18 protein-coding genes and 1 riboswitch are annotated in these 22,402 nt (G+C 43.8%); of the genes, 6 read left to right on the forward strand and 12 right to left on the reverse strand.

Annotated features, from left to right (window positions below; genetic code table 11):
• Positions 1 to 138 precede the first annotated feature (138 nt).
• The 12 genes from ACFSN5_RS06305 to ACFSN5_RS06360 form a co-directional block, all read right to left on the reverse strand.
• Positions 139 to 1,239, reverse strand: a complete 1,101-nt coding sequence (locus tag ACFSN5_RS06305) for an NAD(P)/FAD-dependent oxidoreductase (RefSeq protein ID WP_165210513.1) — start codon at positions 1,237 to 1,239, stop codon at positions 139 to 141.
• Positions 1,240 to 1,246: 7 nt separating this feature from the next.
• Positions 1,247 to 2,071 carry a ZIP family metal transporter gene (locus tag ACFSN5_RS06310; RefSeq protein WP_165210510.1) on the reverse strand — a complete coding sequence of 275 codons (825 nt, stop codon included), beginning with the start codon at positions 2,069 to 2,071 and terminating at the stop codon, positions 1,247 to 1,249.
• A 9-nt stretch (positions 2,072 to 2,080) separates the two neighbouring features.
• A complete protein-coding gene (locus ACFSN5_RS06315; protein ID WP_165329088.1) occupies positions 2,081 to 2,869 on the reverse strand; it encodes a Nif3-like dinuclear metal center hexameric protein in 789 nt (262 codons plus the stop codon).
• Entirely contained in the window at positions 2,866 to 3,543 is a 678-nt protein-coding gene (locus ACFSN5_RS06320) for a tRNA (adenine(22)-N(1))-methyltransferase (protein ID WP_165329089.1), read from the reverse strand. The genes ACFSN5_RS06315 and ACFSN5_RS06320 overlap by 4 nt, the downstream gene beginning before the upstream one ends.
• Positions 3,544 to 3,658: 115 nt before the next feature.
• Complete coding sequence (locus tag ACFSN5_RS06325; protein WP_165210501.1) at positions 3,659 to 4,351, reverse strand: DnaD domain-containing protein; 693 nt, start codon at positions 4,349 to 4,351, stop codon at positions 3,659 to 3,661.
• Between the two features lie 9 nt (positions 4,352 to 4,360).
• Positions 4,361 to 5,305, reverse strand: coding sequence for a homoserine O-acetyltransferase MetA (gene metA, locus ACFSN5_RS06330; protein WP_004227062.1), 945 nt, complete (start codon positions 5,303 to 5,305; stop codon positions 4,361 to 4,363).
• Positions 5,306 to 5,410: 105 nt separating this feature from the next.
• Positions 5,411 to 5,929: an adenine phosphoribosyltransferase gene (locus ACFSN5_RS06335; protein WP_004227881.1), complete on the reverse strand. Its 519-nt coding sequence runs from the start codon at positions 5,927 to 5,929 to the stop codon at positions 5,411 to 5,413.
• A gap of 171 nt (positions 5,930 to 6,100) precedes the next feature.
• On the reverse strand, positions 6,101 to 6,838 hold the full coding sequence (locus ACFSN5_RS06340) for a cyclase family protein (protein WP_004229079.1): 738 nt from the start codon (positions 6,836 to 6,838) through the stop codon (positions 6,101 to 6,103).
• Positions 6,839 to 6,853: 15 nt separating this feature from the next.
• Positions 6,854 to 8,134, reverse strand: coding sequence for an O-acetylhomoserine aminocarboxypropyltransferase/cysteine synthase family protein (locus tag ACFSN5_RS06345; protein WP_004225586.1), 1,281 nt, complete (start codon positions 8,132 to 8,134; stop codon positions 6,854 to 6,856).
• An 829-nt stretch (positions 8,135 to 8,963) separates the two neighbouring features.
• Positions 8,964 to 11,258: a DNA helicase PcrA gene (pcrA, locus tag ACFSN5_RS06350; protein WP_165210495.1), complete on the reverse strand. Its 2,295-nt coding sequence runs from the start codon at positions 11,256 to 11,258 to the stop codon at positions 8,964 to 8,966.
• Positions 11,259 to 11,580: 322 nt separating this feature from the next.
• Complete coding sequence (locus ACFSN5_RS06355; protein WP_004229725.1) at positions 11,581 to 12,021, reverse strand: DUF7679 family protein; 441 nt, start codon at positions 12,019 to 12,021, stop codon at positions 11,581 to 11,583.
• A 65-nt stretch (positions 12,022 to 12,086) separates the two neighbouring features.
• Complete coding sequence (locus ACFSN5_RS06360; RefSeq protein WP_165210492.1) at positions 12,087 to 13,121, reverse strand: LacI family DNA-binding transcriptional regulator; 1,035 nt, start codon at positions 13,119 to 13,121, stop codon at positions 12,087 to 12,089.
• A gap of 916 nt (positions 13,122 to 14,037) precedes the next feature.
• Here ACFSN5_RS06360 and ACFSN5_RS06365 point away from each other — a divergent pair.
• The 6 genes from ACFSN5_RS06365 (at position 14,038) to ACFSN5_RS06390 (ending at position 22,390) form a co-directional block, all read left to right on the forward strand.
• Positions 14,038 to 15,264 carry an extracellular solute-binding protein gene (locus tag ACFSN5_RS06365; protein ID WP_165210489.1) on the forward strand — a complete coding sequence of 409 codons (1,227 nt, stop codon included), beginning with the start codon at positions 14,038 to 14,040 and terminating at the stop codon, positions 15,262 to 15,264.
• Positions 15,265 to 15,414: 150 nt separating this feature from the next.
• Positions 15,415 to 16,776, forward strand: a complete 1,362-nt coding sequence (locus ACFSN5_RS06370; RefSeq protein WP_165210486.1) for a carbohydrate ABC transporter permease — start codon at positions 15,415 to 15,417, stop codon at positions 16,774 to 16,776.
• The gene (locus tag ACFSN5_RS06375; RefSeq protein ID WP_165210483.1) at positions 16,776 to 17,612 is read left to right on the forward strand and encodes a sugar ABC transporter permease; all 837 of its coding nucleotides are present in this window, start codon (positions 16,776 to 16,778) and stop codon (positions 17,610 to 17,612) included. Before ACFSN5_RS06370 ends, ACFSN5_RS06375 begins: the two co-directional genes overlap by 1 nt.
• Positions 17,613 to 17,888: 276 nt before the next feature.
• A complete protein-coding gene (locus ACFSN5_RS06380; RefSeq protein ID WP_165210480.1) occupies positions 17,889 to 19,025 on the forward strand; it encodes an ABC transporter ATP-binding protein in 1,137 nt (378 codons plus the stop codon).
• A gap of 281 nt (positions 19,026 to 19,306) precedes the next feature.
• A riboswitch (glycine riboswitch) is annotated at positions 19,307 to 19,428 on the forward strand.
• A gap of 129 nt (positions 19,429 to 19,557) precedes the next feature.
• Positions 19,558 to 20,919: an alanine/glycine:cation symporter family protein gene (locus ACFSN5_RS06385; protein ID WP_165210477.1), complete on the forward strand. Its 1,362-nt coding sequence runs from the start codon at positions 19,558 to 19,560 to the stop codon at positions 20,917 to 20,919.
• A gap of 127 nt (positions 20,920 to 21,046) precedes the next feature.
• Positions 21,047 to 22,390: an alanine/glycine:cation symporter family protein gene (locus tag ACFSN5_RS06390; protein ID WP_165210474.1), complete on the forward strand. Its 1,344-nt coding sequence runs from the start codon at positions 21,047 to 21,049 to the stop codon at positions 22,388 to 22,390.
• Positions 22,391 to 22,402: the final 12 nt, after the last annotated feature.

The following is a 22,402-nucleotide window of genomic DNA, read 5'->3' on the forward strand; positions in this document are numbered from 1 at the left end:
CAGTTGTCAAACGGGGGTTTTGAAACTCAGCTCTCATATCTTTTCCCAAACGTAACCGCTTATTACTCTGTCTGGTGAGATATTTTACTGAGATTAAAGGGCAATACTTTTGGAAAACAAAAAAGTTGACGTTCACACTCAACTTTTCTTATTTATATAGCGTTCGATGGGATAGTCTTTCTTATCCAGCTGACCAGACTTCCCTACCAAGAGATTGACTAACTCTTTGGCAATCAGAGGGCCTGTGGTTAAGCCTGATGATCCTAAGCCTGAGGCTGCAAAGACCCCCGTCAGTTCAGGAACTTGCCCATAAAAAGGAGCAAAGTCACTGGTATAGGCTCGGGTTCCCACCCGTTCTTGATGCCGTGTAGCACGAGAAAGAATAGGCAGATAGGTCTCAGCCTGACTTTCTAACTCCTGTAAAATCTGAGCATCTGGTGTCAAATCATAGCCCTGCTCATTTTCGTGACTAGCGCCTACCGACACTTGTCCTGCCTTAAAAGGAATAATATCCAGTTCTCCTTCTGGCATGACAACAGGCCAGTTATCAGTTAGTAAATCATCAAAGAAATAGTCTCGCAACTGACCTTTCTGAGGACGGACAGCCACTTCATAACCGAGCGGTTCAAGAATTTCTGGCAACCAGGCCCCTGTTGCTAACAGAACCTGATCAAAGGACTGGCCAGCGAGCTGATAGGTTCCGTCTGCCAAGACTTTCAAACTGACCTTTCCCTGAATGACCTGACAGCTACTGGCTGCCAAAAGAGTCTCAGTTAGACTGGCTCCTTCAACTCGAGCGCCGCCAGAGGCGTAGAGCAGCTGGTCAAAGCCTTGCAAATTTGGAAACCTCTTATTCACTTCTTTCTGATTTATAATTTCAAGTTGACCAATCAGAGGGGATTCCTCTCGCCGACTGCTGGCCAACGCTTTTAGCTCTGCCAACTTAGTCTCATCATGCTTGAGCAAGTAGACACCTGTCTGCTTATAGAAGCTAGTATCCCAACCATCATTCTGCAAGTCAGTTATCAGGTCCTTATAGCAATCAGCTCCCAGACGAGCCATTTTATACCAAGCTTTATTGCGCCGCTTGGAAAACCAGGGACTGATAATACCAGCTGCTGCTTTGGTTGCCTGACCTTGTCCATGATCAAAGACCGTCAGCTGACAGTCTCTTTCTTTTGAGAGATAATAGGCAGCCGTTGCTCCAACGATACCTGCCCCGACTACTGCAACTTTCATAGTTCTCCTATCCTAAGGCCACATCCATGACCATCATTATCACAAAACCAAGCATCAAACCTAAAGTCGCAATATCAGTATTACCATTAGTCTGAGATTCTGGGATCAATTCTTCAACCACAACGAAGATCATGGCACCAGCTGCAAAGGAAAGAGCATAAGGGAGGATGGGCATCATCAGCATGACTAGACCCGCTCCTAAAACTGCTCCGATGGGCTCAACGATTGCTGACATAGACCCTAGATAGAAAGCTCGCAGGCGTGACTTACCATCGGCCCGAATTGGAATAGATAGAGCTGCTCCTTCAGGAACATTCTGAAGGCCAATCCCAATAGCCAATCCAATAGCACCTAAGAGAGCCGCTTGGCTAGGATGACCACCAGCTAATGCCCCAAAAGTGACACCGACAGCCAACCCTTCTGGAAAGTTATGGATGGTAATAGCCAAGAAAAGCAGGGCTGTCTTGGACAATTTCTTTGGAGGCTGAAGGCCTTCGGCTTGACTGACATCGGCCTTATCCAAGTGCAGGTGGGGAACTAGGGCATCAATCAAGCGAAGGGCCAGTCCCCCCACCAAAAAGCCAACTGCTGCTGGGACCCAAGACCAACCACCATAGTCAGCTTTGGAATAGCTAATGGAAGGCTCTAAGAGGGACCAGAACGAAGCGGCAATCATAACGCCCGCCGCAAAGCCCATCATGGTGTCTAAAAGCCGTCGACTGATGGCTTTAAAAAAGAAAACGATAGCTGCTCCAACAATAGTACAGCCCCAAGTAAAGAGGCCTGCTAGGAGGGCTAATAAAACGACATTTTGTGATAAAATCCAGTCCATACCTACCTCCTAAAGATGACTAAAAGGATTGGTGGAAGACTGACTTGGTAGAATATCTAGATCCCAGCCTGCCGCTTCTTTCCAAGCTGTCAGCTTCACCAGTAATTTTTCAATAAAGAGTACTTCAATGTGGTGACCAGGATCTATAGCCAGAAGGCCATCCGTCAGCATATCTTGGGCGGTGTGGTAATAAATGTCGCCCGTTATAAATACCTGAGCCCCTTTAGCTAGGGCATCCTGGTAAAAATTCTGACCGCTGCCACCGCAGATGGCGATCCGACTGACGGTTGGATTAGCACCATTATAACAAACCAATCGGACACTGTCCAAATCAAAGGCAGCTTTAACTTTTAGGGCTAAGTCTTCTAAGCTTTGTGGGTGAATATTTCCTACACGGCCAATACCATAACCATCAGCTGTAGGGGTCAAGTACTCTCTTTCTTGGATATCCAAGAGGTCACAAAACCAGTCATTGAGACCATCAGGAACGATATCAATATTGGTATGGCTGACGTAGACAGCAATATCGTGCTTGACTAGGTCTAAAAGGATGTCATTGCGTGGACTGCTAGTCAGATCCTTGAGAGGGCGAAAAATGGGAGCGTGCTTGGTAATAATCAAGTCAATCTCTTTTTCGATAGCTTCTGCCACTGTATTTTCTCGGACATCCAAGGTCACCATGACCCGCTTAATATCCTTATCTAGGTTTCCTACTTGGAGACCTGATATATCCCCCTCCATTGAAAGTTCTTGCGGACAGTAGCTTTCATATTTGTCAATAAATTCTGTAGCCTTCACTTAATCGCCTCCTTGATAGCTTCTATTCTTTGTTTGATGGCCTGTCGATCTCCTTGATTTGCTTCTGGAATCCTGTTCAGGGCCAACTCTAATTTTCCCAATTCTCTGCGCCATTTGGCTAGAAAGCCTGCTGATCTTTCTTCTAGGTGCCGCGGACCAAAGCGCTGCTCGAATGGACTGAGCCCTTCCTGTCCGGGCTGGGCCACAATGATTTCGTAGAATTTTTCCTTTTCTGTCATGACCTTTTCGGCAATAATGTGAAAATCATGGTCCGACAGCCAGGCTCGGACATCATCCTCGCGATTATTAGGCTGGAGAACCAGACGATCTAAATCTGTTAACTTTTCCTGACCAGCTGTCAAAATATCCGCAATCAGTCGCCCCCCCATGCCACAGATAGCAATAGTCGTCACGCCATCAGCAGGATCAAAGGCATCTAGGCCGTCAGCTAGACGGACCTCTATTTGCTGGTTTAAGCCAGCTGCCGCTACATTAGCCAGAGCAGACCTGCAAGGCCCCTGTGCAACCTCGCCGGCAATGGCCGAGTTGATCAGCCCTTCCTGTAAAAGATAGATAGGGAGATAGGCGTGATCGCTACCCACATCCAACAATTTAGCCCCTCCGGGAATAAAATCTGCCACATCCAGCAGACGCTGTGAAATATTTGTTTCCATAATCATTATTATAGCAGAAAAACGCCTTCTTGCCTCCTTATCTTCGGTTAGAACGGCAAAAGGCCAAGACCATTTGTGTCTCAGCCTCTTTAACGATCATTATCGCCTTATTCCGTCAATCCTGCTCATTCCAAAGATTCATGGCATTGAGGAAATCATCCGATACCTGAACCTTAGTAGGATTTGCTTGATCCCGCTCTTGACGGCGCTCCTCAATTTGCCGAACCGTCGTAATTCCATCACGGGTCCAGCGTCGCAGAATAGCTGTCAGGTATTTCCAATTGCGTTTGCTATTGAAAATGCTCTCTTTGAGGGCCTCACGGATTAAGTCCGGACTGAGACCGTCTTCTCGGATATATTTTTGCAGGTCCTCCAATTCAAAGGGCGTCAGCATCCAGCCTGACTTTTCAAAATCATTGATAAGGGCCTGCAAGTCATTGGCATTATCAAGAGGATCTAGTTGGGCTGGACTGCCTTGAGCTGAACTGCCAAGCAAGTCATCCAAGCGCTTGAGAACTGGACTGGCATCAAAGATAATATCAGTCTCACCATCCAATTCAATAGTCTTCATGACCAAGAGTTCTTGATTGGTCAGATTGGAGATAGCTTGATTAATTTCTGCCACCGTTTTGCCCAAGGCATCTGCGACTCGGCTGGAAGGCATTTCGTCCACCTTGGTCGTATTTTGCAGATAGAAGAACTGCCAGACCAAATAATCATCGGCGCTTGAAAAAATGTCTTTAAAATGAAAGAGTAGGCTGCTGGGCAGAACCAGATTGCCGTTTTGATAATTCTCTAAAAATGTCATAGTTCCTCTTTATAAATAACCGTAGAGGCTGCCTGTTTTTTCCAAATCCTCCAAGCGGTAAGGCGTTTCTTGGTAGACAGCATAATTGAGCCAGTTGGTGAAGAAGGTTGAAGCTGCTAAACTCCAGCGGAGGGGCGGTTGCTGGCTTGGTTGGCCTTGGGGAAAATAATTGACCGGCAGACTAGGCCCCTTATGGGCCCTCATATCTCTCTGATACTCTCGCTTAAGAGTATCGCGGTCATACTCCAGATGCCCAAAGCTATAAACCTCCCGCAAATCGCGGCTGGCTAAAATGGACAGGCCAACTTCCTCCCCTTTGGCTAGAATTTGCAGATTGGTCTTGGCACGTACATCTGCTTCCGTCACTTGGGTATGCCTAGAATGGGGAGATAGGAAACTATCATCAAAACCCCGCATAAGGGGAGAAAAATGCTCAACCACATCCTGAGAGTAGATACCAGATAGCTTATGATCCATCAAAGCCTTATCAACCCCATACCTATAATAAAGGCCGGCTTGAGCTCCCCAACAGAGGTGCAAGGTCGAGTAGACATGGCGCCTAGCCCAGTCAAAAATTTGGCAGAGCTCCTGCCAATAGTCTACTGCCTCAAAAGGCAGGGTTTCAACCGGTGCCCCTGTGATAATCAGGCCATCAAAATAGTCAGCCTTAATATCCGCAAAGGTTTTGTAGAAGGTCTCCAGATGTTCAGGCTTGGTATTTTTAGGTTGGTGACTGGTCATATAAAGGAAGTCCAGCTTGACTTGCAGGGGCGTATTGGACAGATAGCGTAAGAGCTGAGTTTCCGTCGCTTCCTTGGTTGGCATGAGATTGAGAATCAAAACCTTGATAGGCCGGATATCCTGTCCTCTCGCCCGGGCATCATCCATAACGAAGATATTCTCATTTTTTAAAATATCAACGGCTGGCAATTTCTTATTGAGCGTAATTGGCATGAAAATATCCCCATTCTATAATAGACTACTTCTATTATAAAACATGGGGATAGGCTTTTCAAATAGAACCTTGTTAGGTTAGGCTATAAGTCCTGTCTATAACTCTCAGCCGGGGAAGTTCATCAAAATTTTAGTATCGTAACCCTCGATAGCCTGACGGCCATTAAGGCCATCCAGCTCAATCAGGAAGGCACAGCCAGCAACAATCCCCCCAAGACGTTCTACCATCTCAATGGTGGCCTTAACTGTTCCGCCTGTCGCCAGCAAGTCATCCACGATTAGGACCCGTTGACCTGGTTTAATAGAATCAGCATGCATGGTCAAGGTATCCATCCCATATTCTTTTTGATAGTCAGCAGAGATAACCTCGCGGGGTAATTTACCAGGCTTACGCACTGGTGCAAAGCCGATTCCCAATTCATAGGCAACTGGACAACCAACGATGAAACCGCGCGCTTCAGGTCCAACAATCATATCAATCTTTTTGTCTGTAGCGTACTGGACAATCTCACGAACAGCATAGCTGTAGGCATTGCCATCAGCCATTAAAGGAGAAATATCACGGAAGGTAATGCCTTTTTGAGGGTAATCTTTAATTGATGCAATATACTTTGTTAAATCCATAACGCTCTTTCTATCGGCTCTCAGCCAAAAATGTTTTACATTTCATTATAGCATAAATTGGCATAAAAGATTTAAAAATTATTTTGAAGCATAGGGCTCAGTCCTCATCAAGAAGACCTCAGCCTGAAATAAGGACGAAAAATTTGGTAGCCAAATTGACTACCAAATTTCTCATTGTTCAACATAGGCAAAGGCTCTAACAGGGGAACCGGTGGCTTTTTCCCAATGGGGATAACTAATAGCAATAAAGCTGCCAGTTGCTGGAACTTGATCCAAATTAGCCATGACTTCCAGCTGGTAAATGCCTTGTTCCAGAAGATAATATTCATTAAGGAGAGCTCCATTTTTAGCAGCCGTCTGACCACTATCGGTATCTAAGGTTTCATGTCCGAGAGCCTTAACCTTTCTCTCTTTGATGAGGAACTCCAGAGCTTCCCGACTCCAGCCCGGCGTTTCTTGCACACCTTGAGTGTTGAGATTCCTGATAGCGTCTTGGTTGGGCCATCTTTTAGACCAGTCACTCCGAAAAGCGACAAAGGCAGCTGCTTCTATCCTGCCATGTTTCTTTTCAAAATCTAAAATATCCTCTACCCGCACTTCATAATTGGGATTTTCAGCAACCTCTTTGGATAAGTCCAAAACATAAAGAGGCAAGAAAAGGTCTTCTAGGGGGAGTTCATCCAGCCATTTACCGCCTTCCACAAAATGAACAGGGGCATCAATATGTGTGCCGTATTGACCGACCACTTTGAATTGTTGGACATGAAAACCATCTTCAAGGGTAAAAATGTCCTTTTTTTCAAGAGCTGGTAAGGCAGGAAAATGGGGACTGGTCTCTGAAATTTGATGGGTTAAATCAACTAATTTTGCCTGTTTAAAGATGGCAAAGGCTTCTTTCAGACTTACCATAAAAAACCTCCCAAATTATATCTGTTTTAAAGCTTGATCCAAATCACTAATCAAATCATTGACATTTTCCAAACCGATAGAAATACGGATTTGGTTAGGTTCAATACCGCAGGCAAGGAGATCCTCCGGACTCATCTGACCGTGAGTTGTGGTGGCCGGATGCACCACAAGAGACTTAGCATCAGCGACATTGGCAAGATCTGAAAAAATGGCTAAGCTGTCAATCACCTTACGAGCAGCTTCTGCTCCTCCTGCGACATTGAAGGTAAAGATGGAGCTGGCACCCTTAGGCAGATATTTTTGTGCCAATTCGTAGTAAGGACTTGATGGCAGACTGGCGTAGTTGACCTTAGTCACTTTAGGATGATTTTCCAGATATTCTGCGATTTTCTTGGCATTTTCAACATGGCGTTCAACCCGCAGAGACAAAGTCTCCAGTCCTTGTGTCAGAAGAAAGGCATTGAAGGGCGAGAGGCAGGCACCGGTATCGCGCAGCAATTGTGTGCGAACCGCTGTAATAAAGGCTGCTGCCCCGATATCACGGGTATAGCTGAGATTGTGATAAGACGGATCTTCATCGACAAACTGCGGGAATTTCCCGGATTTTTCCCAGTCAAATTGGCCCGAGTCCACAATTACACCACCGATAGAAGTACCGTGACCGCCGATAAATTTAGTGGCCGAATGCACGGCAATATCAACACCGTATGAGAAAACATTGATGAGATAAGGGGTGGCAAAGGTATTGTCAACAACCAAAGGAATACTATGACGATGGGCAATCTCTGCGAGTTTTTCAAGATCAGCAACATTCCCCAAGGGATTTCCCAGCGTCTCAGCTAAAATAAACTTGGTGTTGTCCTTAACAGCGGCTTCGATAGCGGCAAAATCAGCCACGTCCACAAAACTGGTTGTAATTCCATAGCGCGGCAGGGTTTCTTTGAGTAAGTTAAAGGTACCGCCGTATACTGTCGTTGCTGATACAATGTGGTCCCCAGCATGCGCTAAAGCAAGAGCCGTATAAGTAATGGCTGCCATGCCAGAAGCCGTCGCCAAAGCACCGACACCGCCTTCTAACGCTGCCATCCGCTCTTCAAAAACGGCAGTCGTTGGATTGGTAATCCGCGTATAGATATTTCCTTCTGTCCGCAGAGCAAAAGAATCCTCAGCATCCTGCGAATCATTAAAAACATAGGATGTGGTTTGGTAAATCGGCAGGGCACGTGATTTAGTCGTTGGATCGACTGTTTGACCGGCGTGCAGCTGTAGGGTTTCAAATGAATAGTCTGTTGTCATAATCATTCCTCCATAGATATCATTAGGCTTATTTTACACCTAAAACTTTTTCTTGACTAATAGTTATCTAAATAAAAAAGATATAGCCGAAAGCTATATCTCATGCGTTTATGGTAAAAATATCAGATTGATTCGTCTAAAATCTATCCACATTTAGAATTGGCTCACTGAGATTATAAATGCTTGCTGCTTTCCTTGATAAACAAGGAGGACATGAGGTGCCCATATTCTTTGAAAAAATATCGTACCCAGTCAGAATCTATTTTTGAGCAATCTCACAGAACCCAACCGTTTCCTTATTTATGAAAAACTCATCGTTTCCAAGGTTGGCTGCTAAAATTTGCTCAAGCAGTACTGTATCGGTAGCTGTCTTTCTTCCCAGCTGATGGTCAATAAGCCAGCCGTTTCATCCAAAAGTCATTATCATCATTTGCTCAGGCCGGCATCACATCATTAACACATTTATCAATGAGGCCAATTTCACCGCTAATCCTGTCCAGAAAACCAATCATATTCGACCGCTGCTTGCTCCTTGCAAAACGCTCTATTCTAGGAATATCCTCAAGGATCAGCACTTTTTGAAAGGCTCTCAGGTAATCTCCGACAAAATATTGGTAGTCACACTGGTTCGCCTGCCAGCAAGCCTCTAAAAGTTTCTGGTCAATCTGTTTTGGCTCTTTTCATTGTTTAGAAAATCCTGATACAAGGCCTGTCTTTGAGAAGTCTGAATCTCATAGAAGGGAAATGAGGGCGCAGGTAGACCTCCATGCTGCCTGCCTTATCTCGATAGGCTGCTCTTTCAAATAAGGCGGTTAGCGAAGGGTTATTTTTAGCTTCCTTTTTCAATCGGCGCCACACTGGCCAAAACTTTTTTGAGACCGACTTCTGGGAAATTGATTTTGAGTTCCTGTGTCTTGCCGGATCCGGAGACTTCTAGTACTGTACCATCCCCCCACTTACGGTGGTGAGCGATGTCACCGATTTGCCAATCGACAGCCGGCTTATCAGAACCTGCTGACTGAGCTTGAGCCCCTGCGGGGCGGGCGGGTGCAAAGGATTTAGGAGCTGCTTGGGATTTTCTGGCTTGCAGAGCCTGAGCTAAACTCATACCTTGACCAAACTTCGTTTCGCTGCTGTCACTATAACTAGCCACAAAGGACGTATTGACAGGCCGAGCCAGACCCTGGTAATTCAGCAGATCATCGGAAATTTCCTTGATAAAACGTGTTGGCCGATTGTAGCTGGATTTCCCAAAGAGGGTGCGACTATTGGCATTGGTTAGGTAGAGGACTTCTTCCGCTCGGGTAATCCCAACATAGGCCAGACGGCGTTCCTCTTCTAACTCATCTTGATCTTCGGCTGCCCGACTCAAAGGAAAAACATTTTCTTCCATACCGATGAGAAAGACGACAGGAAACTCTAATCCCTTGGCCGCATGCAGGGTCATGAGGGTCACCTCAGCTGATTCGGCATCACCATCATCAGTATCTGCAATCAGAGCCAAGTCGTTAAGGAAACGGCTGAGCCTATCCAGACCAGTTTCATCTTCAGGAGCATCTTCCTTATTGTCATCAAAGTTTTTAGTAACGGTCAAGAATTCTTCAATATTTTCAATCCGAGCCTGACTTTCTAAGGTGTTTTGCAGCTGCAAGGCTTCCAAATAACCAGTATTGTCTAGTACTTCTTCTACTAACTCGGTAAGGCTGTATTTATCTAAGTCTGATCGCAGCGTCAATAGCGTGTTAGCTAAATCCCAAACGGCCTGTGCTGCCTTCCCCTTTATAGGCGAGAGCATGATTTGCTCAGAGGCTTCCAGTAGACTGAGATTCTGCCCAAGAGCAAAGGTCCGTATTTTCTCCAATGTGCCAGGTCCCACACCTCGCTTGGGCTCGTTAACAATTCGCTCATAGCTGATATTGTCATGGGTATTGGCAATAACATTGAGATAAGAAATGACATCACGGATTTCCTTGCGGCTGTAGAACTTGGTACCGCCAACCATAGTGTAGGGAATGTTGGATTTGAGCAGGGCTTCTTCAATAGTCCGTGACTGAGCATTGGTACGGTAGAGGACAGCGAAGTCCTTGAAATCACGTCCATTGTCGCGCACTTCTCGGTCAATCGTTGAAGCGACAAAAACGGCCTCATCCCTTTCATCATTGGCACGGTAATACGTGATTTCTTCACCGTCCGCATTCTGTGTCCAAAGTTTTTTAGGACGCCGATTACGATTATGATTGATCACATCATTGGCGGCTTGAAGGATTTTCTTGGTGGAGCGATAATTTTCTTCCAAGAGAACAACTGCGGCCTCAGGATAATCCTTTTCAAAATCTAGGATATTCTGCATATCAGCACCGCGCCAGCCGTAGATGGATTGGTCAGCATCCCCGACTACGCAGATATTTTTAAAGCGAGATGCCAAGAGCTTAACCAGCTGATACTGGGCATGATTGGTATCTTGATACTCATCGACATGGATATACTGATAGCGCTGCTGATAATAAGCCAAAACATTGGGGTGACTGTCGAAGAGGCGAAGCGTCAGCATGATCAAATCATCAAAGTCCATGGCTTCGCTGCGGCGCAATTCTTCCTGATAAGCTTTGTAGCACTTGGCAACAATCTGCGTGTACATATCACCAGCTTGACTCTCATAAGCAATTTCATCAATCAAGTCATTCTTAGCATTAGAAATCGTTCCCAAAATAGCTCGCTCATTCCATTTTTTCGAATCTAGATTGAGACTTTTGATGATTCGCTTCATAAGGGTACGCTGTTCGCCAGGGTCAACGATGGTGAAATTACGGTCATAGCCAATATGATCAGCGTCCCGCCGTAAAATCCGTACGCACATGGAGTGGAAGGTCGCAATCAAGGTCTCTTCGGTAGCTGGATTGAGCAGCATGGCCCGCTCCCGCATTTCTCTAGCTGCCTTATTGGTAAAAGTGATAGCCAGAATATTCCACGGATTAACCATCTTTTCGTCAATTAAATAAGCAATTCGGTGAGTCAAAACTCTGGTCTTACCAGAGCCTGCTCCAGCCATAATCAAAAGCGGTCCTTGCGTTGTTTTGACCGCTTCTGCTTGTTTGTCATTCATTCCATTCAGTAAAGGATTCATGCTTTTCTCCCTTTCAATTTCGCCCTAAAATTATAACACAAATATGAAAAAGATACTAAGCCGTTAAGTACTTCGCAGAAAATGCTTAAGTTCTATGCAGCTGTAAAATCTGAAAATTAGCCTGAGAATTTAGTCTTCGCAAAAAATTAGAAATCTGAACGCAGGTGATGTAGTCCCTAGGAAAGGCACCCTATTTTTAAAGAAATACAAATAGAAAGAACCTAACCAAACGGCTAGGCACTTCCTCGGAGATTATGAAAAAGAAAAGTTTATTTAGGATGGTTATAGTATAGCTGGTTTTGCTTAAATCAGACTAAAGAAATCAGATATTTCCTGCTTTTTTCAAAAAATTTCGGTAGCGATAGCGCCAACGGCAATAATCTAAAGTGATAATCAGCTTGTTTCGCCATCTGAAATCATGTCGCAGAAAGCGAACGCTCTCCCTAAAATGTTTCAAACCGGCTGTCTGCCAATTCTCTCTGGTTAAAAATTGGCCTCTAGTTCGCCAGTACTGCTCCTCGTAACGATAGTAAAGCTTACGAACCCGAGCCAAGTGTATGAGGGGTTGGTAATTATTGGACTCTTTGTAAACGTCCGTCGGGACATTTATCAAAGCCCCGAAAAGCAGGTTTTTCCAATCATCAGGATGCTCATGGAAATGCATCCGCATAGGCTTTTGCAGGTCGCGGGGCAGCTGATAGTGCCAGCGCTTACCATTTAAAAATTCCACTTGGACATAGAAAATTTTCTTACGCTTGGCCATAACCTCTCCCCCTTACAGTTAGAGTTATTATAGCATAAGCTCCCAAATAAGCGTTCCTAGTTAGCTCAAGAATTTTCATCTCTTGATTCTCTGACATCACGCACACTTTCCCGCTTCTTCAAGCTAAAGGGAACCAAAACCTTAGCCTGATTTTTTGCCTTTTTTTGAACCAGAGCCAAAATTCGTTCAAAGGTAACCCTTCCCAAACTTGAAATATCAATATCAAAAGACGTCAAATAAGGATGGATAATGTGGGCATAAGGAGAATTGTTAAAAGAAACTAGAGACAAATCATCCGGTACCTGTAAACCATGACAATTGAAGAATTCCATAACCTTGAGAGCGGTCATATCATCAATAACCACTAGAGCCGTGATATGCTTAGCCTGAACATAGTCATAAAACTTTTGAAGATTCGGCAGATCCGATTGATCAAATAGCACAGAAGAGTGGCTAATCAAATCTTTTCGACTCATGCCGATCTCATAGCCAATATAACGCTCAAGAAAAACTTCACTGGTCTGATCATCGGTCACAAAGAGAATATTACGGTGACCAAGCTCAGCCAGATAATCGACAGCTGTACGAGCCATGAGCTTATTGTCATTATCAACATAGGTTGTTTCATTCTCATAGTCAACTGGTGTTCCCAGAATGACAAAGGGAATTTGATTATTCCTAAGAAATTTTTGTACTGGGTCATCAGCCATAGAATAGAGGACGACAAAACCATCCACTCGCTTTTCAGCATACATCCGCTTGATTTGCTCTTCCAACTCAGTTATTGATGAACCTACAACAACAGAAATGGTATAGTGGTGCTTTTTAGCTTCATGATTGATAACAGTCAAAATCTCCATATTGAAGGGTTGGCTATGCCGATCCTGCTTGATCATTGGTGGGAAAACAACACCAATAGCATGGCTATCAGTACTGGCCAACATTTTAGCAGCAATGTTTGGGACATACCCCAGTTCCTTCATAGTCTTTCTGACCTTATCTTTTGTTTTCTGCGAAATGGCAGAGCTATTCTTTAGGGTTCGACTGACAGTCGAGGGACTGACACCTGCTCGTTCTGCCACATCCTTTATAGTCACCAAAATAATCCTCTCCCTTCTAAAAAGTAGCTAAATTCTTTTCGCGTAAAAGTAAACCATTTAATTCCAAGCAACGAGAACTCCTTAGTCTCACAGTTAATTGGGCTAGCACTATTTCTGATATTTTTCAATTTATGACTTTAAAACTCAATTCAATAGATAAAGGGTATCTTTCCCAAAGATAAACAGTCGCAAAAGTCTCGATACATACTAGGCTGTCAGAGATTTTCACCACACTAGGAGATTTTCGGTTTTCTTGAGTCATTAATATGAGAATATTATCAAAGTTATGATTGAGTAACGGATTCATAATCAGTCGAATGATTAAAATATGAGTTTATTCCCATCATTTTGCCTGCATAAGGAGTCTAGGACAAAAGTCCAGACTCCTAGCATTATTCTAGATTTACCAGATTGACGCAGTGGTTGGTTTTCCTGTTGTCATAAGACCGAAACAGACAGACCTAAACGAATGTGATGACCATCGTTCATCTTATTTCCGACCTCAAAAGGTCAGAGGAACCTTTTGAGCTGTGTGGGGGGATTAAAAAGTCTGGGGAGAGACTCTTCTCTTTCAAGCCATCACCTTAAAATTAAGGAGTGGTGAGAACCAAAATTTTCAATTTTTAGGTTGATCTCACTCCCTACTGATTTTTGTCTCACTCTCTGTTTGTAAGTCTTTCACTCCTCAATTTTACAACAATATGGCTAAAATGCAATAATTTATGCAAGCGTTTGCGTGCTATTTAGTCATTTTGCTATTTTAACTAAAACTGTTGTTATTTCAGTACTTCTAAGACTAAGAAAGTTCTTCAAATATATTTTTATAGGATATGTTTATAAAAATACTTGACTTTTTTTGCAAACGATTTCATAATAACATTGTAAATTTAATTTTTATGTTTTAGGAGGAATAAACATGAAAAAATGGAAAAAGGTGATTGCAGGCGGTGTCGCCTTGTTATCCGTCGTAACCCTAGCAGCTTGCTCTGGCAACAAGTCTTCTGGTACGACCCTCAAGCTCTGGGTTCCAACTGGTGCTAAGAAGTCTTATTCTGACACCATCAAAGCTTTTGAAAAAGAAAACAAGGGTATCAAGATTGAAGTCAAAGAATCTAACGATTCGAAGGCTCAAGAAGTGGTTTCTAAAGACTCTGCCGCTGCTGCTGATGTCTTCTCAATGCCTCATGACCAATTAGGGCAGCTGGTTGAAGCAAAAATCATCCAACCAATTCCTGACAAATATGTGAAAGAAGTTAAAGCAAACAATGTTGAAAATGCTGTAGCTGGTGCTCAATATAAGGGCAAGACCTATGCCTTCCCATTCGGTGTTGAATCACAAGTTCTTCTTTACAATAAAGATAAATTGTCTGCCGAAGATGTTAAATCTTACGAAACCATGACTTCTAAAGCAAAATTTGGTGCTAGTCTCAATGAGGTTAATGCGTATGCTATTGCACCATTGATGTTGTCTGTTGGTAATAACCTCTTCGGAGCAAATGGTGAAGATGTTAAAGGAACAAACTGGGCTAACGAAAAAGGGGTCGCTGTTATGCAATGGCTAGCTAATCAAAAGGATAATTCTGGCTTTGTCAACGTCCCTGATAACGAAGCTGTTTCTAAATTCGGTAACGCTTCTGTAGATGCTATCGAAACTGGACCTTGGAACTACCCAGATGCTCTGAAAGCCCTTGGTAAAGGTAAGATGGGAGTAGCTGTTTACCCAACTGTTCAAATTGGTGAACAAGAAGTCCAACAAAAGGCCTTTATGGGTGTTAAACTCTATGCTGTTAACCAAGCTCCTGCTAAGGGCAATAGCAAACGTATCGCTGCTGCTTACAAATTGGCTGCTTTCTTGACTGAAAAAGATAGTCAAGCCAACCAATTCAAGACTCGCAGCATTGTTCCTTCTAACAAGGATGTTCAAGCTTCAGATGCCGTAACTTCTGACCCATTAGCTAAGGTTGTTGCGACTATGACAAGCTCAAGTGACTACACTGTTGTAATGCCTAAGATTAGCCAAATGTCAACCTTCTGGAATTTATCAGCTCCATTGCTTAGTGGACCTTATTCTGGTAAAATTTCTCAAGCTGACTACATGACTAAACTTCAACAATTCGATAAAGACTTGGCTTCAACGAAATAAGACTCATACCTTCCTGAATAGAATAGACCGAGAGGTTGAGAGCTTTATCTCAGCCTCCTTGTCTTATCTCGAGAAAATAATTTTTGCTCCTTACAGTTTAACTCATGAGTTAAATAAAGTATATTTTGATTTACTTTTTGGAGGCTACACATGAACAACTCTAACTACTACGAAAAGGTAGCTGTGCGAGAGGCGCTCAAAAATGGAGGCCTAGACATTAAGTTGTCTCCCCTGATTATGGGGGCAGCCAATCTCGCAAACAAGCAAATTATTAAGGGACTGTTTTTCCTTCTATCAGAAATCATCTTTCTGATCAGCTTTGTTCTGCAGGTTATCCCCGCTTTCAAAGGCCTGATTACCTTAGGAACCCATACTCAAGGAACCGTAACAGAAACTGTTGATGGTATTGAAATTACCAAGACTGTCGACGGTGATAACTCTATGCTGCTCCTCATCTTTGGGATTGCAGCCCTAGTCTTCTGCTGTGTTTTTGCTTACATTTATTGGTGTAATCTAAAAAGTGCTCGCAATCTTTATGTGATTAAATCTGAAGGGCTCAACGTGCCAAGCTTTAGAGAAGATTTTGCCAGTCTGGCAGATGGCCGTTTCCACATGTCCATGATGTCCATTCCTCTTCTGGGAGTCCTGCTCTTTACCATTGTCCCTCTGGTTTACATGGTTTGCTTAGCCTTCACCAATTTTGACCATAATCACTTGCCACCAGGCAGTCTCTTCCATTGGGTTGGGTTCTCCAACTTCGGTAATGTCCTAACTGGTCGAATGGCTGGTTCCTTCTTTCCAATCCTGACTTGGACTTTAATTTGGGCTGTCTTTGCTACCATCACCAATTTTTTCTTTGGGATTATCTTGGCACTGATTATCAATACTAAAGGTCTGAAATTTAAGAAGCTCTGGCGGACGATTTTCGTTATCACCATTGCCGTTCCAATTTTTATTTCCCTTTTGATTATGAAAAACCTTCTGGCACCTGGCGGACCTTTGAATGAGCTCCTGATGAATTTCGGTTTTACTAGCCATCCTCTGCCATTCTTGACTAATCCAACTTGGGCTAAGGTCTCGATTATTATTGTCAATATGTGGGTCGGTATCCCTTATACCATGTTGGTATCAACGTCCATTATTATGAACCTGCCTCAAGAACAATTGGAAGCTGCTGAAATTGATGGAGCAAGCAAGTTCCAAATTTTCAAACGGATTACCTTTCCACAAATTTTGATTATCATGACCCCTACTCTAATCCAACAGTTCATCGGTAATATCAATAACTTCAACGTTATTTATCTTTTAACCGGTGGTGGTCCAAATAATCCTAACTTCTATCAGGCGGGTTCAACAGATCTCTTGGTAACCTGGCTTTACAAGCTGACTGTTTCAGCTAAGGACTACAATCTTGCTTCTGTTATTGGTATTTTGATTTTCATCCTGTCTGCTGCTTTTAGCTTGCTGGCCTACACAAGAACAAGTTCTTATAAGGAAGGGGCTGTCAAATAATGAAAACAAAAAAGCGCATTAATTTAAGTCTAACCTATCTTCTGCTGGTTATCTTGTCCATCATCTGGCTCTTCCCTATTTTCTGGGTCGTTTTGACTTCTTTTCGTGGTGAGGGAACAGCTTTTGTCAGCTATATCATTCCCAAAACCTTTACACTGGACAACTATATCAAGCTCTTTAACAACGATTCCTTTCCTTTTGCGAGATGGTTTATGAACACTCTGATCGTTGCCATCTGCTCTTGTGTTATCTCAACGTTCATTACGGTGGCTATCGCCTACTCGCTCAGTCGGATTAAATTCAAATTCCGCAATAGTTTTTTGAAACTGGCTCTGGTCCTCAATATGTTTCCTGGCTTCATGTCCATGATTGCCATCTACTACATCTTGAAGGCCCTTGACTTGACCCAGACCCTAACAGCTCTTGTATTAGTTTATTCTGCTGGAGCTGCCCTTGGTTTCTACATTGCCAAAGGATTCTTTGATACCATTCCTTATTCCTTGGATGAATCAGCTATGATTGATGGCGCAACCCGCAAGGATATCTTCTTCAAGATTACCCTGCCTTTATCTAAACCTATCATTGTCTATACAGCCTTGACTACTTTCATCGCCCCTTGGATGGACTTTATCTTCGCTAAGGTTATCTTGGGAGATGCGACAGAAAAATATACAGTAGCCATCGGACTTTTTGCCATGTTGGAACAAGATACTATCAATGAATGGTTCAAAGCCTTTGCTGCTGGTTCTGTAATTATCGCTATCCCCATTACCCTCCTCTTTCTGTACATGCAAAAATACTATGTTGAAGGTATTACCAGCGGTTCTGTGAAATAAAAGTAAGATGTAAGAGCGTCAACTAAATCTTAGACAGTTAAAAAAATGACACCCAATCTTTAATCTAAAGGTGTTCGTATCTGAGTTAGCTCAAGCTAAAGCAGCTGCCAATCTTTTTGTCAGAAACTTGTCACTCGAACTCAATGGCGCTCTTTACACAACCGTCTTTGCTGTATTGATGTTTGAGTGATTCACCTTTCACTCAATCACTTAACATTTTACTGGTCATCACTATAATCAATGAACTGGGTTCATCTTAGATAAAAGGAAAATATTATGACAACATTAAAACTTGATAAAATTTATAAAAAATATCCCAACAGCGACTACTACTCTGTTGAAGATTTCAACCTTGATATCAAAGATCAGGAATTTATCGTTTTTGTAGGCCCTTCTGGTTGCGGTAAATCAACTACCCTGCGAATGATTGCTGGCTTAGAAGAAATCAGCAAGGGAGAACTCTATATTGATAATGTTTTAGTTAATGATAAATCTCCCAAAGACCGTGATATTGCTATGGTATTCCAAAACTACGCTCTCTATCCCCACATGACTGTCTATGAAAATATGGCCTTTGGACTGGAGCTGCGGAAGTATAAGAAGGATGAGATTCGTAAACGAGTTGAGGAAACAGCCGATATTCTCGGTCTGAAAGAATTACTCAATCGTAAACCAGCTGACCTGTCTGGTGGTCAACGGCAACGGGTGGCCATGGGACGAGCAATTGTGCGTGATGCTAAGGTTTTCTTGATGGATGAACCTCTGTCAAATTTGGATGCTAAATTGCGGGTATCTATGCGTGCCGAAATTGCAAAACTTCACCGTCGGATTGGAGCAACGACCATCTATGTGACCCACGACCAAACCGAAGCTATGACTTTGGCTGACCGGATTGTCATCATGTCAGCTAGTAAGAACGAAGCTGGTACAGGTACGGTTGGTAAGGTGGAGCAAATCGGAACACCGCAGGAACTCTACAACAAACCAGCCAATAAATTTGTTGCAGGTTTCATTGGCAGTCCAGCTATGAATTTCTTCGATGTCACTGTCAATCATGACACTATCTCCGATGGCAAAGGTTTTGAGATCTCCCTGAGCGAAGGCCAAAAGAAACTTTTAGAAAGCAAGGGCTATATGGGCAAGGAAGTTACCTTTGGTATTCGTCCGGAGGATATCTCTGCAGCTGAGATTGCTCAAACAACCTTCCCATCTGCTGTTGTTAATGCTAGCGTCGAAATCTCCGAATTATTGGGTAGCGACTCCGTGCTCTACTGTAAGGTCGGTAATCAAGAATTTGCCTCTCGGGTCAATGCCCGCGATTACTTAGCCCCAGGTGAACACATCAATGTGGCCTTCAATGTCGCTAAAGGACATTTCTTTGATAAGGCAACGACTAAACGCATTGACGCTTAACGGCTTATCATTACAAACTCCAAGGGTTCCTAGCTCTTGGAGTTTTTCTATATCTTATAACAATACGAATAAACTTAGGGCCCTTTGTGGCAATTCTCTCTAAGATTATTCGTCTTTAATGGGTAATTTCTTAAATTCGTCTTGACAGCATTCGGATATTTAGCTAAACTAGTAGCATATTTATCAAATAACCGATTGAAATCATCAGGAGAGAAAAGGTTAGACCTTTCGCCGAAGGAGTAATGCTCTCAGGTTTCTAGTCATAGAATGGGACTGATGATGGACGGACTTCTGGAGAGATTTTCTACTGAAGGGACAGGTAGCCCAATAGCTAGAAAACGCCGAAGGGGCAAGGTAAATTCGCTTTACTCAAACTCTCAGGCAAAAGGACAGAAATTCAGCCCAAAAGATCAAGGCTTTTTTGGGTGTGCTGTTAGTACCTCCAAGTCCAGAATCAGATTAGTCTGGGCTTTTTTGCTTGGACTAATCCTGTGTAGGTGCTTGATAATCTTAGAACTTTGGAGGAATAGTCATGCTGGACTTTTTTACGAAAATTGATGATATTGTTTGGGGGCCGCCCCTGCTGGTACTCTTAGTTGGAACGGGGATTTATTTAACCATTCGCTTGGGATTCTTGCAAGTGCTACGCTTACCTAAGGCTTTCAAACTCATCTTTGCAGAAGACCAAGGTGAAGGAGATATCTCCAGTTTCGCAGCTTTAGCAACTGCCTTAGCCGCTACCATTGGAACCGGAAATATTGTCGGGGTTGCTACGGCTATTGGAACTGGCGGACCGGGAGCCCTCTTCTGGATGTGGATGGCAGCCTTCTTTGGGATGGCTACGAAGTATGCCGAAGGGCTGCTGGCTATCAAGTATCGGACCCAGGATGATAACGGCCAAGTGTCCGGCGGACCTATGTATTATATTACCAATGGGATTACCGGCCGCTTAAAAGTCATTGCTAAACCGCTTGCTTACTTCTTTGCTTTAGCAGGAATTTTGGTTGCTTTACTTGGTATCGGGACTTTTTCTCAGGTTAATTCTATCACGGGCTCCCTGCAAAATACTTTTGCTTGGTCACCCAAAGTGGTTAGCATTGTCATTGCAATCTTGGTTGCGATCATCGTCTTTGGCGGTATTCAATCCATCTCCAAGGTCTCAGAAAAAGTGGTCCCTTTTATGGCTGCTCTCTATATTCTGGCAACTGTAACCATCATCGCCATCAACTTCCACAACCTAATCCCAACTCTTGTCGCTGTCTTTAAATCAGCTTTCACACCGACAGCAGCTGTTGGCGGATTCACTGGGGCAACAGTTATGCAGGCCATTCGTCTAGGGGTTGCTCGTGGGGTCTTCTCTAATGAATCTGGTCTGGGATCTGCTCCCATCGCTGCAGCTGCTGCCAAAACTGAAGAACCTGTTGAGCAGGGGCTGATTTCCATGACAGGAACTTTTATCGACACGATCATCATCTGTACCCTAACCGGACTTTCCATCTTGATTACTGGTCAATGGTCTGTCAAGGGCTTAGAAGGGGCTGCTGTTACTCAATCGGCCTTTGCTTCTGTCTTTGGCCATATCGGTAGTTTGGTCCTGACCTTGTCTTTGGCCCTTTTCGCTTTTACAACTATCTTGGGATGGTCTTACTATGGGGAACGCTGTGTCGAATTTGTCTTTGGGACTAAGGGCATCACCATTTACCGCTGTATCTTTGTCCTCATGGTAGCACTTGGCGGCTATCTGCAGTTGCAGGTCATTTGGAAAATTGCAGATATTGTTAATGGCCTCATGGCTCTGCCAAATTTGATTGCCCTCTTAGTCCTGTCACCCATTATCATCAAGGAAACTCAGTCATACTTCAAGCGCAAGGCTGGCAAATCATTTGATAATTAAAAGTAGAATTTGAAATTCCAGTCACATTTTTATATAATACGAAGGTATATATTTTAGAATGTGTCAGGCGGGGCTAGACAACTAGCCCCTTTTTCCTGCCATATAAAAGAAAAAGATAGGAAATACTATGCTAGATTTTTTCAATAAGATTGACACCTTCATCTGGGGCCCGCCCCTTCTTATCCTTTTAGTTGGGACTGGGATCTATCTCAGTATTCGTTTGGGATTGCTGCAGATTGTTAAACTTCCCAAGGCTCTTCGCTTGATTTTCGCTGATAGCGAAGGTCATGGAGACGTCTCCAGCTTCGCTGCCCTCTGTACGGCTCTGGCCGCTACGGTCGGAACAGGAAACATTGTTGGAGTGGCCACGGCTATCAAGGCAGGTGGCCCCGGAGCTCTCTTTTGGATGTGGATGGCAGCCTTCTTCGGGATGGCAACCAAGTATTCCGAAGGACTCTTGGCTATTAGATTCCGCGAAAAAGATGAAAATGGTGAAATCGCTGGCGGGCCTATGTACTACATCGTCAATGGTCTGGGTAGAAATTGGAAATGGCTGGCAATTCTCTTTGCTATCTTTGGAACCATGACGGCCCTCTTAGGATCGGGTACCTTCACCCAAGTTAACTCTATCACCGATTCCATCAAAAACAGTATCGGCTGGGACCCCCGTTATGTCAGTGTCGTCCTAGCTATTCTCGTTGCTATTATTATCTTCGGTGGTATTCAATCCATCTCACGTGTCTCCACCTTGGTAGTCCCATTTATGGCTGTTATCTATGTTCTAGCCGGCCTCACTATTCTGGCAGTTAACTATGACAAACTTCTGCCCAGTATCGGACTAGTCTTCTCTTCTGCCTTTACTGGCCACGCTGCTGCTGGCGGTTTTATAGGAGCAACGGTCATGGTCGCCCTGCAAAAAGGGGTTGCTCGTGGGGTCTTCTCCAATGAGTCTGGGCTTGGTTCTGCTCCTATCGCCGCTGCTGCTGCCAAAACTGAAGAACCCGTTGAGCAGGGGCTGATTTCTATGACAGGAACCTTTATTGATACTATCATCATCTGTACTCTGACGGGGATGGCTATCATTGTTACAGGCGGCTGGTCCTCAAACTTAGACGGAGCCATCCTGACCCAATCAGCCTTTGCGTCTGTCTTTGGCAATTGGGGAATTTTAGCTTTGACTGTCAGTCTTGTCCTCTTCGCCTTTACAACTATCTTAGGTTGGTCTTACTATGGAGAACGCTGTTTTGAATTTCTCTTTGGAGCTAAGTCCATTCCAGTTTATCGGGCATTTTTCGTGGCTATGGTAGCTATCGGGGGCTTTATCAAGCTGGAAACCATCTGGGCCATCGCTGATATTGTCAATGGCCTGATGGCCTTCCCCAATCTGGTAGCCCTGCTGGGACTTTCTCCAATCATCCTTGCGGAAACCAAAAAATATTTTGCTAAATCTGAGCTAGATTTGAGCAAATAATAAAAAGATATC

The sequence above is a fragment of the Streptococcus tangpeifui genome (assembly GCF_044503215.1).
Lineage (GTDB): Bacteria > Bacillota > Bacilli > Lactobacillales > Streptococcaceae > Streptococcus > Streptococcus tangpeifui.

What these genes read in the sequence shown, in the direction of transcription:
- ACFSN5_RS06375 (WP_165210483.1), top strand. Translation starts at nt 16,776, where the DNA reads ATGAAAACAAAAAAGCGCATTAATTTAAGTCTAACCTATCTTCTGCTG.
- ACFSN5_RS06355 (WP_004229725.1), bottom strand. Translation starts at nt 12,021, where the DNA reads ATGGCCAAGCGTAAGAAAATTTTCTATGTCCAAGTGGAATTTTTAAAT.
- ACFSN5_RS06380 (WP_165210480.1), top strand. Translation starts at nt 17,889, where the DNA reads ATGACAACATTAAAACTTGATAAAATTTATAAAAAATATCCCAACAGC.
- ACFSN5_RS06335 (WP_004227881.1), bottom strand. Translation starts at nt 5,929, where the DNA reads ATGGATTTAACAAAGTATATTGCATCAATTAAAGATTACCCTCAAAAA.
- ACFSN5_RS06310 (WP_165210510.1), bottom strand. Translation starts at nt 2,071, where the DNA reads ATGGACTGGATTTTATCACAAAATGTCGTTTTATTAGCCCTCCTAGCA.
- ACFSN5_RS06340 (WP_004229079.1), bottom strand. Translation starts at nt 6,838, where the DNA reads ATGGTAAGTCTGAAAGAAGCCTTTGCCATCTTTAAACAGGCAAAATTA.
- ACFSN5_RS06390 (WP_165210474.1), top strand. Translation starts at nt 21,047, where the DNA reads ATGCTAGATTTTTTCAATAAGATTGACACCTTCATCTGGGGCCCGCCC.
- ACFSN5_RS06320 (WP_165329089.1), bottom strand. Translation starts at nt 3,543, where the DNA reads ATGGAAACAAATATTTCACAGCGTCTGCTGGATGTGGCAGATTTTATT.
- ACFSN5_RS06325 (WP_165210501.1), bottom strand. Translation starts at nt 4,351, where the DNA reads ATGACATTTTTAGAGAATTATCAAAACGGCAATCTGGTTCTGCCCAGC.
- metA (WP_004227062.1), bottom strand. Translation starts at nt 5,305, where the DNA reads ATGCCAATTACGCTCAATAAGAAATTGCCAGCCGTTGATATTTTAAAA.
- ACFSN5_RS06305 (WP_165210513.1), bottom strand. Translation starts at nt 1,239, where the DNA reads ATGAAAGTTGCAGTAGTCGGGGCAGGTATCGTTGGAGCAACGGCTGCC.
- pcrA (WP_165210495.1), bottom strand. Translation starts at nt 11,258, where the DNA reads ATGAATCCTTTACTGAATGGAATGAATGACAAACAAGCAGAAGCGGTC.
- ACFSN5_RS06385 (WP_165210477.1), top strand. Translation starts at nt 19,558, where the DNA reads ATGCTGGACTTTTTTACGAAAATTGATGATATTGTTTGGGGGCCGCCC.
- ACFSN5_RS06370 (WP_165210486.1), top strand. Translation starts at nt 15,415, where the DNA reads ATGAACAACTCTAACTACTACGAAAAGGTAGCTGTGCGAGAGGCGCTC.
- ACFSN5_RS06365 (WP_165210489.1), top strand. Translation starts at nt 14,038, where the DNA reads ATGAAAAAATGGAAAAAGGTGATTGCAGGCGGTGTCGCCTTGTTATCC.
- ACFSN5_RS06345 (WP_004225586.1), bottom strand. Translation starts at nt 8,134, where the DNA reads ATGACAACAGACTATTCATTTGAAACCCTACAGCTGCACGCCGGTCAA.